Origin of the sequence: Vibrio cholerae, from assembly GCF_008369605.1 — a bacterium.
Classification (GTDB): Bacteria; Pseudomonadota; Gammaproteobacteria; order Enterobacterales; family Vibrionaceae; genus Vibrio; species Vibrio cholerae.
Genome location: NZ_CP043554.1, coordinates 850,133 through 868,275, shown reverse-complemented (window position 1 = coordinate 868,275; position 18,143 = coordinate 850,133). Strand labels below are relative to the sequence as shown.

Below are 18,143 nucleotides of genomic sequence, written 5' to 3'. Positions count from 1 at the left end.
AAAACATAAAAAAGGAGACCTAAGGTCTCCTTTTCTCTAGGGGGAAGAATGAGATTAACCGTTGTTACGGATCCACTCATCCATTTCAGTTTTCAGGTTGTCTGATTTAGTACCGAAGATAGCTTGTACACCACCAGAAACCATAACCACACCTGCTGCACCAAGCTTTTTCAGCTTATCCTGATCAACCAGAGCAGTATCGGCTACCGATACACGCAAACGAGTGATACACGCATCTAGGTTAGTAATGTTCGCTTTACCACCGAATGCGGCAACCAGATCACCAGCCAGCTCATTACCGCTTGATGCCGATTTATCAGCGCTCTCGTCTTCACGACCTGGTGTTTTTAGGTTAAGAGCACGGATAACGAATGTGAATACTACGTAGTACAGCACAGCGTAGCCAATGCCTAAGCCAACCAGCAGTAACATGTTATCTGCACGTGGTGATTGAACAACAAAGTCAATGAAACCGTTAGAGAAGGTATGACCGTGAACCACGCCCAGCGCGTTAGTCAGAACGTAAGCCAGACCTGCTAATACAGCGTGGATAGCGTACAGTACTGGAGCTACGAACAAGAATGCGAATTCGATTGGCTCAGTAATACCTGTTAGGAATGAAGTCAGAGCAGCAGAAGCCATGATACCCATTACTTTTGCACGGTTTTCAGGCTTAGCACAGTGAGCGATAGCAAATGCAGCGGCTGGAAGACCGAACATTTTGAACAAGTAGCCACCTGCCAATTGACCGAAGCCATTGCCTGCCGCACGAGAAGCATCGTCTGCTGTTAGGAAGCAAGTCATGATGCCGTTAACGGTTTCACCCGCACCATTCACACAAGTACCAGCTTGGTAGAAGAAAGGTACGTTCCAAATGTGATGTAGACCAAATGGGATCAGTGAACGCTCAACGATACCGTAGATACCAAATGCGGTTACAGGATCTTGGTTTGCCGCCCAGTCAGAGAAAGTGGCGATCGCAGAACCGATTGGTGGCCAAATGAATGACAGAACCACACCCAGTGCAATCGAAATAAAACCAGTGATGATTGGAACAGCACGTTTACCTGCAAAGAAGCCCAGGTATTCAGGCAGTTGAATTTTGTAGAAACGGTTGAATGACCAAGCTGCAACACCACCAGCTAGGATACCACCCAGAACACCAGTATCGATGCCGCTCACGCCCATCACAGTTGCCATGACTTTTAAAGTCGCAACCATAATGCCGTAACCGACGATAGCAGACAGACCAGATACACCGTCGTTGTTAGTAAAGCCTAGGGCAACACCGACCGCAAATAGCAATGGCATTTGACCAAAGACTGAACCACCCGCCTGTTCCATGAGATGTGATACCACTTCTGGTAGCCAGCTAAAATTAGCGGCACCCACGCCTAGCAAAATACCGGCGACAGGCAAAACTGATACTGGCAGCATCAGCGCCTTACCGACCTTTTGCAGATTCGCAAAAGCGTTCTTAAACATGTTTATGCTCCTGATTAAGTTATTAGAATTGCTGGGACTAACGGCATACCCCCGTAGCCTAAATGTTAGCACCCAGTGAAAATGTAACCACTTTTTGCATTATATTTTCCGGCTCTAAATATATCTTGATACCCCTCAAATTTTCTAGTTTGCGACGAAATTAAGTTTCAAATTACTAATTAGATCACAATCGGCAACCTTTCATTTTCAACTCAAAAATCAACCTAAACATATGTTTTATATAGAACTAATTATTGATAGCATTAATTTTACTGGGTAAATAAAATAGATACGCATGTTATTTTTAGTAACAAAATTACAATTTGAGGAATTCCGCTCTATTTTTCAACAAATACAGTAAACACCTGCTTATTTAGAATTTCTTATTTATTTGACGAATAAAAAAGCGAGCAAACGCTCGCTTTTTTATCTAAATATGATTTTCATCGCAAAAAAAGATTTTGAAAGTTTTGTGTTGTTTTTTGCGCAACTTCTGTCAAAGAAACGCCTTTTAGAGCGGCAATATAGGCAGCGACTTCGACCACATAAGCAGGTTGGTTCTCTTTACCACGATGCGGTACTGGGGCGAGATAAGGTGAATCCGTTTCAATTAAGAGACGATCCAGAGGTAAAGCTTTCACAACCTCTTTAAGATCGGTTGCTTGTCGGAAAGTCACAATCCCTGAAATAGAGATGTAGAATCCCAGCTCCATCGCAGCTTGAGCAAAAGCAAGATCCTCTGTGAAACAGTGAATCACACCACCACACTGCTGCGCTTTTCCTTCTCTCAGTAATTGAAGGGTATCTTGTTGAGCATTACGAGTATGAATGATCAGCGGTTTATTCAGAGCCACTGCAGTCTCAATCTGCTGCCGAAAACGCAGTTTTTGTAAATCGGCGGTTTCAGGTTGGTAATGATAATCCAACCCCGTTTCGCCAATCGCAACCACTCGAGGATGCTGTGCATATTGGTGGAAAAGGTCGAGCGAGAAATCACTCTGCACATCCAGTGGATGCACACCACAAGAAGCATACACTTGCGAGAAAGGCTCGATCATCGCGAGCATCTTAGGGAAAGAATCAAGCGTAACGCCAACCGAGAGTAAATATTCCACTTTGGCTTGGTGCGCTTTGTCGAGCACATCGCTGACATCCGCGTGTAAGTCTTGGTAATCCAACTTGTCGAGATGACAATGAGAATCTACAAACATGTTTCCTCATCACTAAATTGATATAACCATTGCAGCAACAGCAGTTCTGTATTCAATCCACTGAACTGGTTCAATTGTTCCATCAGCCTTTCCAAGCTCGCTGTCTGCACATGAAGTTTAGAATAGGTAAAACGGCCAGCTAATACGGCACTTGCTGGGGGATAATAGTCTTGCTGCACACCAAAGTGAATTTTTTGCGCATCGGTCAAAACACACCAAACCCAATACAAATGCGTGGTCAGATCGGCATCGATGAGTGCGATACATTTAAGTTGCGCATTCACATCGCCACTCAGCGCATTCATCAGTTGGCTTTCAAGCTCATGATATTTTTCCGCGCCCCCTTCTAGCATAAAGGCACGGGTTTTGAGCGGTGAATCCGCGCAAAGATGTAAGGCGTAAGCAGGCGTCGTGACCCCCTGCCCTTTTAGCCACTCAACCACCAACGCAGTGGTTGGCGCAGGGATCACTAATCTTTGGCAACGGCTAACTATCGTCGGCAAAAGATGCTTAATCCGAGAGGTAACCAAAATAAATAGACAGTTTGGTGCAGGCTCTTCGAGCGTTTTCAGTAGCGCGTTGGCGGAAGATTCATTCATCGCATCGGCAGGCTCAATCACAATCAAGCGATAACCGGAGAGCTGGGACGACTCTTGGGCGATACGATTCATCTGGCGAATTTGCTCCACCGTGATCGATTTCCCGACCTTTTCAGGCTTAACAACATGAAAGTCGGGATGATTTCCCGATTGCATTAGACCGCAACTATGGCAAAAACCGCATGGCTCACTTTGGCTACTCGTACACATCAAGGTGCGGGCCATGAGTTCAACCAAACTCTCAACGCCTAATCCTTCTGGTGCTTGAATTAACGTCGCTGACGAGATTTTTCCTGCAGCTAATCCCGCTTGCCAAGGCTGCCAGACGGGAACTAACCAAGGGTAAAGAGAATTGAGATTAGACACGGTTAACTTGACTCAACCAATCTTGTAAAGCACGACGAATATCGGCCGTGACCTGTTCAATCGACTGTGCTGCATCAATCATAACCACAGAATCATCGCTATTGGCTAATTCAAGGTAACGCTCACGAGCACGCTCAAAAAAGCTGATGTCCATTTTTTCAATGCGATCCAACTCACCACGGCCGCGAGCACGTTCCAAACCAAGCTTAGGGTCAATATCCAAATATAAGGTTAAGTCGGGTTTGAAATCCCCAAGCGCGGTCTGTTTGAGGCTTTGCATCGTGCTTGGTGCAATTTGTCGGCCACCACCTTGATAAGCTTGAGAGGACATATCATGGCGATCACCGACCACCCACTCACCTCTTGCTAACGCGGGTTTAATAACATTTTCCACCAGTTGTACTCGCGCGGCATACACCAAGAGTAACTCAGTAATGTCTTTAAGCTCTTCGCCCGGATGTTCTTCTTTCACTAACGCACGCAGCTTCTCAGCCAACAGCGTACCGCCGGGTTCACGAGTGCGAGTGATGTGATCAATCCCATTTTGCATTAAGGTTTCTACCACTACTTGAATCGCCGTGCTTTTGCCCGCCCCTTCAAGACCTTCAATTACGATAAATTTTGCGTTCATTGTTTTGTTCTAAGTTTTTTGAGATAAGCACGCACAGCACGGTTATGATCTGCGAGTGTCTTAGAGAAATTGTGTCCACCCTCACCGCTTGCCACAAAGTAAAGATAATCACTCTGTTCAGGATTGAGTGCGGCATAAATTGACGCTTCTCCGGGCATTGCGATAGGCGTTGGAGGTAACCCATTGATCACATAGGTGTTATATGGTGTACGGGCACGCAAATCTTTCTTACGGATATTGCCATCGTAGGTCTCTCCCATCCCGTAAATCACTGTTGGATCCGTTTGTAAGCGCATGCGCTTATTCAAACGATTAATGAAAACGGCCGCAATGCGTTCGCGTTCCTCGGCAATTGAGGTTTCTTTTTCAATGATCGAGGCAAGGATTAAGGCCTCATAAGGCGTCTGGATCGGCAGTCCCTCTTGGCGATGCTCCCAAGTCACTTGCAGAAACTTTTCCAATTTCTGATTAGCTCGTTTGAGGATCTCTACATCGCTGGTTCCTTTCGTAAAATGATACGTTTCGGCAAGAAACAAACCTTCCAGCTTTTCATGCTCAATGCCTAAAGCCTTCGCAATATCGATTTCATTCAGACCCGTCAGTTGCTGGGTGATGTTTTCGTTGCTTGCGAGGATATCCCGCCACTCTTGAAAACGACTGCCTTCCACGAAGGTGATGGAAAATTGATGCTCTTTACCAGAAACCAATAGCGCCAAAGCCTGCTCTAAAGACATATCAGGTTGTAGCTTGTAAGTTCCTGCCTTAATTTTGGAGAGTTCAGGATGAAAACGACGTACCCATTCGGCAACAAAGCTATCTTGGATCCAAGCTTGTTCGGTTAACTGGGCCAGCTCTCGACTGAGAGTGGTCCCTGAGGCGATCGTGACGAGCTGAGCCTCTTGGATCATCAAAGGCTGAGCCAGATACTGATCCATCTGCTTAACAACATAAAAGTAGCTGCCTGCCACAATACCGATCAGAGCAACCAACACCAATACCAGCTTTTTAATCACGAATTACTACTCTCCTGAAATCGTCGCGTCATGCTACCTATCGTCAATCGTTGTTGACCAATTTGTGTGACTGGAGCGACCTCAAGTAAGGCATTGGTAATAAACACTTCCTCAGCACTCAATAGGTCTTCCAGCGTAAATTCATCAATCACAATAGGAATCTCTTGTTGCTGCGCGAGTTCGAGTATCTGTCGACGCGCAACACCGGCGACTCCGGCATGTCTTAAACAAGGTGTAAACATCGTCCCATCTCTACACCAAAATATATTAGCTGCGGTGGTTTCAATCACCTTGCCATTGATGTCTAAACAGACCCCATCATCCCATCCCGCGTTATCCATCTCGCGTTTGAGTAGGATCTGCTCCAGTCGATTATTATGTTTGTGCCCCGCCAACAGAGGATTTAATCCCATTCGCTGCTGACAAATCCCCACAGCCAATCCCTTATCACGCCATGCTTGATAGTGGGCAGGAAAAGCAAAGGCGCTAATAGTAACACTGCTTTCACTCACTTGAGTAGGACTGTAACCACGCCCTCCCAAACCTCGGCTGATGTGTATTTTCAGTCCAGCTTTCTCCTGCGGCAGGATCATGCTTTGCAGTCCCTGCCATACCCGATCCCAATTGGGCTCGGGTATGTGCAAGATATCAAGACAGGCCTGTAATCGCGCCTTATGTGAGGACCATTGCTGCACCTGACCTTCTTTGGTCAGTATAGTCGTGAAGCAACCATCGCCATACTGAAATGATCGATCATGAATAGGCACTTCATTACGCCGTTGACCATTGACCCAGTACATGCTCTCACTCCATAAAAAGAAACGGCTCAATGCTATGCATCAAGCCGTCTTAACTCAAGTAAAGAGTGATGAAGTTTTTACATGCGCTTGAAAATCAAGCTACCGTTAGTACCACCAAAGCCAAACGAGTTACACATGGCGTATTCCATGTTCTCAACTTTACGGGCAACATGCGGTACTAAATCCACACCCAAACCTTCTTCAGGATTATCCAGATTGATGGTCGGTGGAACCATTTGATCCACCAAAGACATCACTGTGATGATCGCTTCGACAGAACCTGCAGCACCTAATAAGTGACCCGTCATGGACTTGGTAGAAGAAACCAGAACTTGCTTAGTCCCTGCTTCACCCAACGCACGTTTAATGCCTTTCACTTCAGCCACATCGCCCGCAGGGGTAGAAGTACCATGAGCATTAACATAACCAATCTGCTCACCAGTCACGCCTGCATCACGCATGGCCGCTTCCATCGCCAGCGCACCGCCAGAGCCGTCTTCACTCGGTGAAGTCATATGATAAGCATCACCTGACATACCGAAGCCAACCACTTCTGCGTAAATTTTCGCGCCACGCGCTTTCGCGTGTTCGTACTCTTCGAGCACCATGATGCCGGCACCGTCACCGAGCACGAAACCATCACGGTCTTTATCCCAAGGACGAGACGCTTTTTGCGGTTCATCATTACGAGTTGACAGTGCTTTCGCCGCACCAAAACCTGCCATGCCCAGTGGCGTTGATGCTTTTTCTGCACCACCTGCAACCATCGCATCCGCATCACCGTAAGCAATCATCCGTGCTGCATGGCCGATATTGTGCAAGCCCGTGGTACAGGCGGTAGAGATCGCAATATTGGGACCACGTAAGCCACGCATGATAGACAAGTTACCGGCAATCATGTTGACAATGGTTGAGGGTACAAAGAAAGGGCTAACCTTGCGTGGGCCTTTCTCGATTAAAGCTTGATGTCCGGTTTCAATCAGCTCAAGGCCGCCGATACCCGAACCAATGGCTACACCAATGCGTGCAGCATTTTCTTCATTAACTTCTAGGCCTGAATCTTCCAAAGCCTGAATGCCCGCAGCAATACCATACTGGATAAACAAATCCATTTTGCGAGCATCTTTTTTTGACATGTACTGTTCGCAGTCAAAACCTTTTACCAGGCCTGCGAAACGAGTAGAAAAATTGGTAGTGTCGAAGTGCTCAATGTTGACGATGCCGCTTTGGCCGGCCAACAAGGCTTTCCAAGATGACTCTACAGTGTTGCCTACCGGTGACAACATACCCATGCCAGTGACAACAACGCGACGCTTGGACACGATAATATTCTCCGGAATTGAAATTGAAATGAGAGAGGGTTGAGAACTAAGAAAAATTCAGGCGGCCAGTGAGCCGCCTGAGGAGAGATTACTGAGCGTTGCTGGTTACGTAATCGATCGCAGCTTGAACAGTAGTGATCTTCTCTGCTTCTTCATCAGGAATCTCAGTATCGAATTCCTCTTCCAGAGCCATTACCAGCTCAACAGTGTCCAGAGAATCAGCACCCAGGTCTTCAACGAAAGAAGATTCATTCTTTACTTCTGCTTCGTCTACACCTAGCTGTTCAACAATGATTTTCTTTACGCGTTCTTCGATGTTGCTCATTTTTTCTTTTCCTTTACAGATTTCGCCTAATGCGATGATTCCGTAGTTTATTCGAACTAGGGAAAGTTGCAAGCGTGAGGTTTCTGGTCTAACCACAAATTAGGCGATTTTAACCGAAATTCACACCATTTTTGATATAAATCATGCATAAATATTATGCATGTTACTTACATTTTTCACACAAATTTGCCTCACGAGCGCTGAATTTGCTCAATCGCTCAATAAGGCAAAATTGTTAGATCATGTACATACCGCCGTTGACATGCAGTGTCTCGCCGGTGATGTATGCCGCTTCTGGTGATGCAAGGAAAGCAACCGCAGACGCAATTTCACGAGGATCCCCCAGTCGACCTGCTGGAACCTGCGCTAGTGTAGCAGTACGTTGCTCGTCATTCAGCGCTTTTGTCATATCAGTTTCGATAAAACCTGGTGCAACTGTGTTGACGGTCACACCGCGTGATGCAACTTCACGCGCCATTGACTTAGTAAAGCCAATTACGCCCGCTTTTGCTGCCGCGTAGTTAGCTTGACCTGCGTTACCCATAGTGCCAACAACAGAGCCAACATTGATGATACGACCTTGACGTTTTTTCATCATGCCACGCAAAACGGCTTTAGACAGACGGAAAATCGACGTCAGATTGGTCTCCATAATGTCTGACCACTCTTCTTCTTTCATGCGCATCAGCAGGTTATCGCGAGTGATACCAGCATTGTTCACCAGAATGTCAACGCCGCCGAACTCGTCGGTAATGGCTTTCAGAACCGCTTCAATCGACTCAGGATTGGTCACATTCAATGCCATACCTTTGCCTTTGTCACCCAAGTAGTCGCTGATCGCCTGCGCACCGCTTTCGCTGGTTGCCGTACCAATCACTTTGGCACCACGTTCAGCTAAGAGTTCAGCAATCGCTTTACCAATGCCGCGGCTTGCGCCAGTCACAAGAGCAACTTTGCCCTCTAGATTCATGAATTGACTCATGTTTTCTTCCTGTTGTTATTTCACCGCATCCAAAGAAGCCACGTCATTGACTGCGACACCTTCTAGGGTTTTTACAATACGTTTTGTTAGACCAGTCAATACTTTACCCGGTCCCATTTCAATCAGCTTTTCGACACCTTGTGCGCTCATTTGTTCAACGCATTCAGTCCAACGAACTGGGCTGTAGAGTTGACGAATCAACGCATCTTTAATTTTTACCGGATCCGTTTCAGCCACAACATCAACGTTATTGATGACCGGAATTTGTGGTGCATTGAATTCAAGCTCTGCTAGAGTTTTTGCCAATTCATCGGCAGCAGGCTTCATCAACGCGCAGTGTGATGGTACGGAAACTGGCAGAGGCAGAGCACGTTTCGCGCCCGCTTCTTTACATAGAACGCCCGCACGCTCAACCGCATCTTTTTGACCAGCAATAACCACTTGGCCTGGTGAGTTAAAGTTTACAGGAGAAACCACTTCACCTTGCGCCGCGTCCGCACAGGCTTTAGCAATCGCCTCATCTTCTAAACCGATGATCGCGTACATTGCACCCGTACCGGCAGGCACCGCTTGTTGCATCAATTGACCACGCAGCTCAACCAGCTTGATCGCTTGTTTAAAATCAATCACGCCCGCACATACCAGTGCTGAATATTCACCCAAGCTGTGACCGGCTAAAACCGCAGGTTGCTCAAGACCCAGTTGCTGCCATACACGCCAAATCGCAACAGAGGCGGCAAGCAACGCAGGTTGAGTTCGGAAAGTTTGGTTGAGATCTTCCACTGGGCCATCTTGAACCAGAGCCCACAGATCGTAACCAAGCACTTCTGAAGCTTCGGCGAATGTTTGTTTTACCACAGCATACTGCTCGGCAAGGTCAGCCAACATACCTACTGCTTGCGAGCCCTGACCTGGAAATACGATAGCAAACTTACTCATAAATCTTTCCTTCATCTAAGAATGGATAAGGAGTCCTAGGACTCCTTAAAGTCAAAATTCATTGTGCGTTTAGAACTTCACCAGAGCAGAGCCCCATGTGAAACCGCCACCAAAAGCTTCGAGCAGGAGCATCTGCCCACGCTGAATACGACCATCACGCACGGCTTCATCCAACGCTGTAGGCACAGTCGCCGCAGAGGTGTTGCCATGACGGTCTAAGGTAATCACCACCTGATCGAGCGACATCGAAAGTTTTTTCGCGGTTGCTGAGATAATCCGGTAGTTCGCTTGATGTGGTACCAACCAATCGAGCTCAGACTTGTGCATGTTGTTAGCTTTTAGCGTATCAACTACCAGTTTAGATAGTTGAGTTACTGCGACTTTGAACACTTCGTTCCCCGCCATGTGCAGCCATTTATCGCTATCACCACCACGAACCGGCACTTCAAGGCTCAGTAAATCACCAAACTCGCCATCCGCGTGGATGTGAGTAGAAAGAATGCCCGGCTCGTTACTTGCACCCACCACTACCGCGCCAGCACCATCCCCAAATAAGATAATGGTCGAACGATCTGTGGGGTCACAGGTTTTGGACAACGCATCCGCACCAATCACCAAAACATGTTTGCACATGCCAGATTTGACATGCTGATCAGCAATAGAGAGCGCGTACATAAAACCAGAACACGCTGCGGCCAAATCAAACGCTGGACATCCTTTAATTCCCAGTTTGCCTTGCACTTGGCAAGCGGCTGATGGGAAAGTGTGGCTCGCACTGGTGGTCGCCACAATAATCATATCGATGTCGTGTTTATCAATACCGGCCATGTTTATGGCATTTTGCGCAGCGAAGAATGCCATATCGGCAACGGTTTCATTGTCAGCCGCAATACGACGCTCGCAAATACCAGTACGAGCAACAATCCACTCATCACTGGTCTCTACCATTTTCTCTAAGTCTGCGTTAGTACGCACCTGAGATGGCAAGTAGCTGCCAGTACCTAAAATTTTGCTATACATGAAGACTAATAATGCCTCTCGAGTAAAACCGCTTCCAAACGATCGCTTATACGGCTGGGTACTTGTCGTTTCACCTCATGCACCGCTTCAGAAATCGCATTCACGACCGCGGATACATCAGCACTTCCATGACTCTTAATGACAATGCCGCGCAATCCTAGCAAACTTGCGCCGTTATACTGGTCGGGGTTCAGGGTTTTTAATTCAGTAAAGAGCTCAGAAAACAGTTTTCTTGCAATCCAACCCTTTATGGATGAGGCTAAAAGCGATTTTTTTAACTTATCGATAAAGAGTTGCGCTGTTCCTTCACACGCTTTAAGGCAGACATTCCCGACAAAGCCATCGCACACTATCACATCTGCCGCATCAGTTAACAGTTGATTACCCTCAATATAACCAATGAAATTGATCGCCTTAGTTTGGGTCAGCATTTCCGCACAGCGCTTAACCAGATCATTGCCTTTAATCTCTTCTGCACCGATGTTTAAAATTGCCACTCGTGGAGCTTGCTGCAGATGCTGCTCAGCAAGCGCGGCGCCCATCACCGCAAATTGAAACAGAGAATCGGCATCACTTGAGACATTCGCGCCCAGATCGAGCATCCAGGTTTTGCGGCCAGAAATAGTGGGCAGAGCAGAAACCAGCGCCGGACGATCAATACCCGGTAGCAATTTGAGACGAAAACGCGACAGCGCCATCAAAGCGCCGGTATTTCCGCCACTGACACACGCATCCGCTTGATTTTCAGCAACAAGATCAATCGCCATGCCCATAGAACTGCCAGCACTATGACGTAAAGCAAGCGAAGGTTTTTCGGAGTTGGAGATGACACGGTCACTGTGCACAATACTTAAACGCGTATCGGCCGAATAACCAAGAAGAGAGAGTTGTTGAGTGATCTGATGTTGATCACCCACTAAGATCACTTTTAGCTCTGGGAAATGTGACAGTGCCTGCACGGCGGCAGGCACTGTTACGCGTGGACCGAAATCCCCGCCCATTGCATCAAGTGCAACGGTTAAATTTTGCAAAGGTCAACCTTACTTGTTGATAACCTTTTTACCACGGTAGTAACCTTCAGCGGTTACGTTGTGGCGCAGGTGAGTTTCACCTGAAGTTGCGTCTACAGATAGCGCTGCAGCAGTTAGCGCATCGTGTGAACGACGCATGCCACGTCTTGAACGTGTTTTACGGTTTTGTTGTACGGCCATGGACCCTACTCCTATGTTAAGAATGCTTAGCGAATTACTTCTTCAAGCTTTTTAAAACATCGAATGGATTCGGCTTCTCTTCCAAAACTTCTTCTGGAAGTTCACCAAACACCAAATTGTCTGAATCAACGCTACAATCCGCTTCGTCATGCATCGCAACTTGAGGCAAATTTAAGATGAACTCGTCTTCAACTAACTGAACTAGGTCAACCTCACCAAACTCGTTTAGATCTACCAAATCATACTCGTCTGGGGCGTCTTCTTCACTTTTACGACCTAAGTAAGGGGTATAAGTAAATTCAACTTCGCACTCATGTGCGAAAACCTCGTTACAGCGCTGACACTCTAAATCAACTTCGATGTTAGCTTTACCAGAGATAACAACCAGTTGCTGTTCATCAATCTCAAATGACAATGAAACTTCAGCGTCGCGTTTAACGCCTGCGACTGACTCCTCTAAGCGCTTGAACAAATTAACTTGGATGATGCCATCAAAGTCTAATCTTTTCTGAGCGGCTTTAGCCGGATCAACCGTTCGCGGTATTTTTACCTTTTGCATAGGGCGCGAATATTATCTTCCAAAACAGATTTAGTCAAAGAAAAAGGCAAAAAACTTGGTTTTTTTTCCCTTTCCACAGAGAGCATTATGAACAGCGCATTAGGATACGTTATGCTGCTGTCAAACACGCGATGATTGTAAAGTAAAATGCAAAATTACCAACTAGTTTTAGCTTCTACCTCTCCATTTCGCCAACAAATTCTGGCGAAATTAAAGCTGCCTTTCGTCACTGCAAAACCTGATTGCGACGAAACGCCGTTAATCGGAGAAACCCCCGAACACTTAGTGATGCGCTTGGCTGAAAACAAAGCGCGTAGCTGCTTTTTAGCAGACCCGAGCTTAGTGATTGGGTCAGATCAAGTCTGCGTGATCGATAACCAAATCATCGGTAAACCCTTAACTACTGAAAAAGCCGTTGAACAACTTTTACGCCAAAGTGGTCAAGCGATTACCTTTTATACTGGCTTAGCGCTTTTTAACAACCAAACTCAGCAAACACAGGTGCTTTGCGATACCTTTACGGTACATTTTCGAACCTTATCCGAGAGTATGGCTAGACGTTATGTCGAGGCTGAGCAACCACTGCACTGTGCAGGTAGCTTTAAAAGTGAGGGATTAGGCATTGCCTTGTTTGAACGCTTGGAAGGCGACGACCCCAATTCGCTCATCGGCTTACCCCTGATTAAGCTCATTCAGTTGTTAGAAAATGAAGGGCTCAATGTCATTTGACTTTTGCGTTGGCATTGCACAACGGACACCGCAAGGTTTTATCACGAAAAAACTAACAGAAAAGGGCGAATTATCGCCCTTTTCTTGTTTAGACATCCGGTTTACGGTTAAGCCTGACGCATTTTTGCCAGAGCTTGCTCCAAATGCGCTTCGAGTGGCGCATGGATTTCCAACTTTTTCTCGCTGGCAGGATGCACAAATTGGATGTTTGCCGCATGCAAAAACAGGCGCTCAATCCCAAATTGCGCTGTATAAGCATCAAAGCGGCGATCACCATAACGATCATCCCACGCGATTGGATGCCCCATGTACTGGGTGTGTACACGGATTTGGTGCGTACGCCCAGTCACAGGACTCGCTTGAACTAACGTCGCTTCAGCAAACTTCTCAAGAATACGGAATCGGGTTTCCGACGGCTTACCGTTGGGATTCACGCGCACTATGCTGTTGACTTCATTTTTCAGCAACGGCGCATTGACCACTTTACACTCTGCATCCCAATGTCCCATGACTAAAGCGTAGTAGTACTTCTGCACTGTTTTCTCGCGAAACTGAGCTTGTAAGTGACGCAGTGCCGAGCGTTTTTTGGCCACCAGCAAAATCCCAGAGGTATCACGGTCAATACGGTGTACTAACTCAAGAAAACGCGCTTGGGGGCGCAGGGCGCGCAAGGCTTCAATGGCACCAAAGTGTAAACCGCTCCCACCATGCACTGCCGTACCTGACGGTTTATTGAGGATGAGTAAATGATCGTCTTCATAGACAATACAGTGTTCTAATTCCGCCACTTTACTGAGTTTGGTACTCGGTGGAGCAGGCTCGTTCTCTTTGACTTCCACGGTGACGGGAGGCACACGCACCACATCGCCCGCTTCGAGCTTGTATTCTGCTTTTACGCGTTTTTTGTTCACGCGCACTTCTCCCTTACGTAGAATTCGATAAACCACGCTTTTGGGAATATTTTTTAATTGGTTGCGCAAAAAATTATCAATGCGCTGACCAGCCATGTCTTCATCAATGTCGATGAACTGGACTTGAGTTCTGATTTCGTTCATGGCGCTATTCTATCTGGAATCGAGTTAAAGTCACATTTTCTTAGCAACAAAAAAAGCCATTTTTCATTAGCATCAACCCCATTTGCCGACAATTTAACCAAGTTAACCTTGGGCTCACTACCTAATTTGGTCGCACGGATGCTCCAAGTCTAACATTTCAATCACCTTATCTTTATTTAACAATAAGTTAGATTGTTGGTTTTTTGTAATCTCCCGCAAATAATTTGCGCTACATTGGAAAGCTGATTGCTGACTTTGGCAGTCACTGCTATAGTTCACAGCTGCAAGAGCTGAACTGGTGGCATTTTGTTCTTTACCGTTCAATTTCTGGCAAATTAATGAGTAGTCAGTCGAAAACAAGGTGCAGCACACGGCGTAAGACACACTGTTTGAGGCTTTTTGTTGCTCTACTCGTCGCCTTTTCATGTTGAGTACCCACCGCCTTTATAGCGGATCACAGGCAATCGTTGGCTTGTGAATACTGATGTGCCCCAGAGCATCCCCTCCAGCCGGGAGGCTGTATCGAATAAGCCATGGGATCTGGCACCGTGAAAACGAAACTCGGCAACAAAAACAAGAATCAAAACTATATAAGAAAATGAGATTTCTAAATGAAAAGAATGTTAATTAACGCAACTCAAAAAGAAGAGTTGCGTGTCGCGTTGGTCGATGGCCAACGTCTGTTCGATCTGGATATTGAAAGTCCGGGACACGAATCGAAAAAAGCAAATATCTACAAAGGCCGCATTACCCGCATTGAACCCAGTCTTGAAGCTGCATTCGTTGACTACGGTGCTGAAAGACACGGTTTCCTCCCTCTCAAAGAAATCGCTCGTGAATACTTCCCTGATGGTTATAGCTACCAAGGTCGTCCAAACATCAAAGATGTGCTGAACGAAGGTCAGGAAGTGATCGTGCAAATCGAGAAAGAGGAGCGCGGTAGCAAAGGTGCAGCCCTAACCACCTTTATCTCTCTAGCGGGCAGCTACTTAGTTCTGATGCCAAATAACCCTCGTGCTGGCGGTATTTCTCGTCGTATCGAAGGCGATGAGCGCACTGAACTGAAATCAGCACTCAGCTCACTAGAACTGCCACAAGGTATGGGCTTAATTGTTCGTACCGCAGGCGTAGGTAAAAGCGCTGAAGAGCTAGAGTGGGACTTAAATGTACTGCTTAAGCACTGGAGTGCGATTAAACAAGCGTCTGATTCAAATCCTGCACCTTTCCTTATTCACCAAGAAAGTAACGTGATTGTTCGTGCGATCCGTGATTACTTGCGTCGTGATATTGGTGAAATTCTTATCGACAGCAACAGCATTTACGAGCGTGCTCTTGAGCATATTCGTTTAGTGCGCCCAGATTTCGTCAATCGTGTGAAAAAATACGAAGGCGAAGTACCGCTGTTCAGCCATTTCCAAATCGAAAGCCAGATTGAATCGGCTTTCCAACGTGAAGTTCGCCTGCCTTCTGGTGGCTCAATCGTTATTGACCCAACCGAAGCCTTGACTTCCATCGACATCAACTCTGCCCGCGCAACCAAAGGTGGCGATATTGAAGAGACCGCTCTCAATACCAACCTAGAAGCTGCAGATGAAATCGCACGCCAATTGCGTCTGCGTGACCTCGGTGGTCTTGTGGTGATCGACTTCATCGATATGACCCCTGTTCGCCACCAGCGTGAGGTGGAAAATCGTCTACGTGAAGCAGTGCGTGTTGACCGTGCTCGCGTTCAAATTGGCCGTATTTCTCGCTTTGGTTTGCTGGAAATGTCGCGTCAACGTTTGAGCCCTTCTCTGGCAGAAGCAAGCCATCACATCTGTCCTCGTTGTAAAGGAACCGGCGTGATTCGTGACAACGAATCTTTGGCACTTTCTGTTCTGCGCTTAATTGAAGAAGAAGCACTCAAAGACAACACATCGCAAGTGCTTGCGGTGGTACCTGTCTCTATCGCGTCTTATCTGTTAAACGAGAAGCGTCGCTCAATCAATCACATTGAAAAAGCGCAGCAAGTTCGCATTACTATCGTGCCAAATTCCGATATGGAAACACCGCACTTTGAAGTGATCCGTGTGCGTGAAGGTGAAGAGCAAGATGTTCTCTCTTACCTGATCCCGAAAAAGCTGGAAGCGATGAAAGAAGCGGAAGGCAAAGAAGTGGTCGATGTTGAGCTCAAACCAAAACGTATTGAAGAGCCAGTACTGAAAGGTTTTGCAGCGCCTGCGGAAGCGGTTCCTGCTCCAACACCAAAACCTAAAGCAGAACCTCAACCTGTTGCAGAGGTACAGCAACCTGCGCAGCCTGGTTTCTTTAGCCGTGTGTTTAAAGCGATTGCGAGCCTATTCTCTGCGACACCGGAAGCGGCCAAAGTAGAAGCACCTGTAACGCAGAACAGTGAACAAGACAAACCTCGTCGTGAACGTAACGATCGTAATAATGATCGTCGTCGTAACCCTCGTGACAAAAACCGTCGCCGCGGTAATGAGGAAAACAACGAGCGTAACGATAAAGAGACATCAAACAACAACCGTAAGCCACAAGAGCGCAAGCCAAAGCAAGAGCGTGGTGAGCGTAACGAACGTAATGACCGCAATGAACGTCCAGAAACGGAGCGTCCAGAACGTCAAGATCGTCGTAATAAACGAGATGAAAGCAAAACGGCTAAATTGCTTGAGCAAGGTCGCCAATTAGCGGCTGAAGCACAACAAGAAGTTAAAGCCGTTGAGCCTAAAGAAGAGAAAGCCGCGGTTGTTAAAGAACGTCGTCAACGTCGTAAGCTCTCGAAGCAAATTCGAGTCAAAGATCAGCTTGCCGCAGAAGAGTTAGACAACCTGTCTACAGCTCCTGTTGACAATGCGTTCGACGCTCCAGCGCCAGTTAATCTGCCTGCAACCGATGATTTTGCGGATTCGGCTCAAGAGGATAACGAGCAAGATGATCAGAAGCAGCGTCGTAATCGCCGCTCGCCACGTCATCTGCGCGCCAGCGGCCAGCGTCGCCGTCGCGGTCGTGATCGTCGCCCTAACCCATTCCGTCTGCGTAAAGGTGGGGTTGCCTCTCCTGAGATGGCCATGGGTAAAGTGATGCCTCGCTACGACTTAGCGCCGCGTCCACAGTCGCGCCATGAAACTGCTGAAGGTGCTCAACATGTGACTCATGTAACACCGACTGCAGCAACTGCAGTAGTAGAAAGCGAAAAAGTGGCAGCGCCACGTGTACTCGGAGGCGTTGCCTTCCCAGAAATGGCGATGGGTAAAGTCATCGTACGTCGTGAAACTGCTGCGGTTCAACCTGAGCCAGTAGTGCAAGAGCCAGTGATTACTGACGTTATCGCAGAGACACTCATCTCACCCGTTGAGCCGGTCGTGGTTGAAGCTGCAGTGATTGAAGCTCCGGTAATTGAAGAGTCAGCAACAGAAACTGCTGCGCTAGAAACCGTAGTGGCGAAAGTCGCTGAAGTCGAAGAGCCAGCCACAATCAGTGACGAGGTTGTCGCACAAACGACGGTTGAAGTGATCGCAGACAAAATGGCAGAACCAATTAAGGTTGTTAAGCCAGTGACAGTGAGTGCAACATCACTCACCGCGAAAGCGGTCATCCAACAGCCGTACGCCTCATCGCCGATGACTAAAGCACCAGGTTCAGATGACATCCGTGAAGTGCAGGTTAACGCCGCGCCTTTACGTGCTGAACGTTACCAAGCGCGTGGTGCGGGTAGTCAAGTCGCACGTAATCAAGCCAGTGCGGGCATGAGTAAGCCGCAAAGCTTCTAAATAGCGAAACCATACGATAAGGGCTGCCAACGCAGCCCTTTCTTTTACCCGTGATTCTTATATTTCCCAACAGCCTTGCACCATCTCTTGCGTAGATGCCTTGCGTACATACTACTTGGCGTTGCA

At 47.2% G+C, this 18,143-nt stretch carries 17 protein-coding genes; 2 read left to right on the top strand and 15 right to left on the bottom strand.

Annotated elements, in window-relative coordinates; genetic code table 11:
- Positions 1-54: 54 nt before the first annotated feature.
- From ptsG to yceD, 14 genes are all read right to left on the bottom strand, one after another.
- A complete protein-coding gene (ptsG, locus tag F0316_RS04180) occupies positions 55-1,485 on the bottom strand; it encodes a PTS glucose transporter subunit IIBC (protein WP_000475679.1) in 1,431 nt (476 codons plus the stop codon).
- Between the two features lie 443 nt (positions 1,486-1,928).
- On the bottom strand, positions 1,929-2,696 hold the full coding sequence (locus tag F0316_RS04175; RefSeq protein WP_000497154.1) for a TatD family hydrolase: 768 nt from the start codon (positions 2,694-2,696) through the stop codon (positions 1,929-1,931).
- Positions 2,687-3,661, bottom strand: a complete 975-nt coding sequence (locus F0316_RS04170; RefSeq protein WP_149560231.1) for a DNA polymerase III subunit delta' — start codon at positions 3,659-3,661, stop codon at positions 2,687-2,689. Before F0316_RS04170 ends, F0316_RS04175 begins: the two co-directional genes overlap by 10 nt.
- Positions 3,654-4,292 (bottom strand): dTMP kinase, encoded by a 639-nt coding sequence (tmk, locus tag F0316_RS04165; protein WP_148548025.1) that lies wholly within the window; start codon positions 4,290-4,292, stop codon positions 3,654-3,656. Before tmk ends, F0316_RS04170 begins: the two co-directional genes overlap by 8 nt.
- The gene (gene mltG, locus F0316_RS04160; protein ID WP_000592350.1) at positions 4,289-5,305 is read right to left on the bottom strand and encodes an endolytic transglycosylase MltG; all 1,017 of its coding nucleotides are present in this window, start codon (positions 5,303-5,305) and stop codon (positions 4,289-4,291) included. The genes tmk and mltG overlap by 4 nt, the downstream gene beginning before the upstream one ends.
- The gene (pabC, locus tag F0316_RS04155; protein WP_000289971.1) at positions 5,302-6,105 is read right to left on the bottom strand and encodes an aminodeoxychorismate lyase; all 804 of its coding nucleotides are present in this window, start codon (positions 6,103-6,105) and stop codon (positions 5,302-5,304) included. The genes mltG and pabC overlap by 4 nt, the downstream gene beginning before the upstream one ends.
- A 77-nt stretch (positions 6,106-6,182) precedes the next feature.
- Positions 6,183-7,427 carry a beta-ketoacyl-ACP synthase II gene (fabF, locus tag F0316_RS04150; RefSeq protein WP_000044694.1) on the bottom strand — a complete coding sequence of 415 codons (1,245 nt, stop codon included), beginning with the start codon at positions 7,425-7,427 and terminating at the stop codon, positions 6,183-6,185.
- An 88-nt stretch (positions 7,428-7,515) separates the two neighbouring features.
- Positions 7,516-7,752: an acyl carrier protein gene (acpP, locus tag F0316_RS04145; RefSeq protein WP_000065130.1), complete on the bottom strand. Its 237-nt coding sequence runs from the start codon at positions 7,750-7,752 to the stop codon at positions 7,516-7,518.
- 235 nt (positions 7,753-7,987) lie between these two features.
- On the bottom strand, positions 7,988-8,722 hold the full coding sequence (gene fabG / locus F0316_RS04140; protein ID WP_001925763.1) for a 3-oxoacyl-ACP reductase FabG: 735 nt from the start codon (positions 8,720-8,722) through the stop codon (positions 7,988-7,990).
- 27 nt (positions 8,723-8,749) lie between these two features.
- Positions 8,750-9,673 carry an ACP S-malonyltransferase gene (gene fabD, locus F0316_RS04135; protein WP_000032624.1) on the bottom strand — a complete coding sequence of 308 codons (924 nt, stop codon included), beginning with the start codon at positions 9,671-9,673 and terminating at the stop codon, positions 8,750-8,752.
- A gap of 69 nt (positions 9,674-9,742) precedes the next feature.
- Positions 9,743-10,693: a beta-ketoacyl-ACP synthase III gene (locus F0316_RS04130; protein ID WP_149560230.1), complete on the bottom strand. Its 951-nt coding sequence runs from the start codon at positions 10,691-10,693 to the stop codon at positions 9,743-9,745.
- 5 nt (positions 10,694-10,698) lie between these two features.
- Positions 10,699-11,724: a phosphate acyltransferase PlsX gene (gene plsX, locus F0316_RS04125; RefSeq protein ID WP_084981029.1), complete on the bottom strand. Its 1,026-nt coding sequence runs from the start codon at positions 11,722-11,724 to the stop codon at positions 10,699-10,701.
- A gap of 9 nt (positions 11,725-11,733) precedes the next feature.
- Positions 11,734-11,904 carry a 50S ribosomal protein L32 gene (gene rpmF / locus F0316_RS04120; RefSeq protein WP_000290732.1) on the bottom strand — a complete coding sequence of 57 codons (171 nt, stop codon included), beginning with the start codon at positions 11,902-11,904 and terminating at the stop codon, positions 11,734-11,736.
- A gap of 34 nt (positions 11,905-11,938) precedes the next feature.
- Positions 11,939-12,463 (bottom strand): 23S rRNA accumulation protein YceD, encoded by a 525-nt coding sequence (gene yceD / locus F0316_RS04115; RefSeq protein ID WP_001174444.1) that lies wholly within the window; start codon positions 12,461-12,463, stop codon positions 11,939-11,941.
- Positions 12,464-12,610: 147 nt separating this feature from the next.
- Between yceD and F0316_RS04110 the strand changes: the two genes are divergently transcribed.
- Positions 12,611-13,192, top strand: coding sequence for a Maf family protein (locus tag F0316_RS04110; RefSeq protein ID WP_001181928.1), 582 nt, complete (start codon positions 12,611-12,613; stop codon positions 13,190-13,192).
- A gap of 107 nt (positions 13,193-13,299) precedes the next feature.
- On the opposite strand, the gene rluC is transcribed toward F0316_RS04110, so the two are convergent.
- On the bottom strand, positions 13,300-14,247 hold the full coding sequence (rluC, locus tag F0316_RS04105) for a 23S rRNA pseudouridine(955/2504/2580) synthase RluC (protein WP_001002870.1): 948 nt from the start codon (positions 14,245-14,247) through the stop codon (positions 13,300-13,302).
- Between the two features lie 611 nt (positions 14,248-14,858).
- Here rluC and rne point away from each other — a divergent pair.
- On the top strand, positions 14,859-18,017 hold the full coding sequence (rne, locus tag F0316_RS04090) for a ribonuclease E (protein WP_142549201.1): 3,159 nt from the start codon (positions 14,859-14,861) through the stop codon (positions 18,015-18,017).
- Positions 18,018-18,143: the final 126 nt, after the last annotated feature.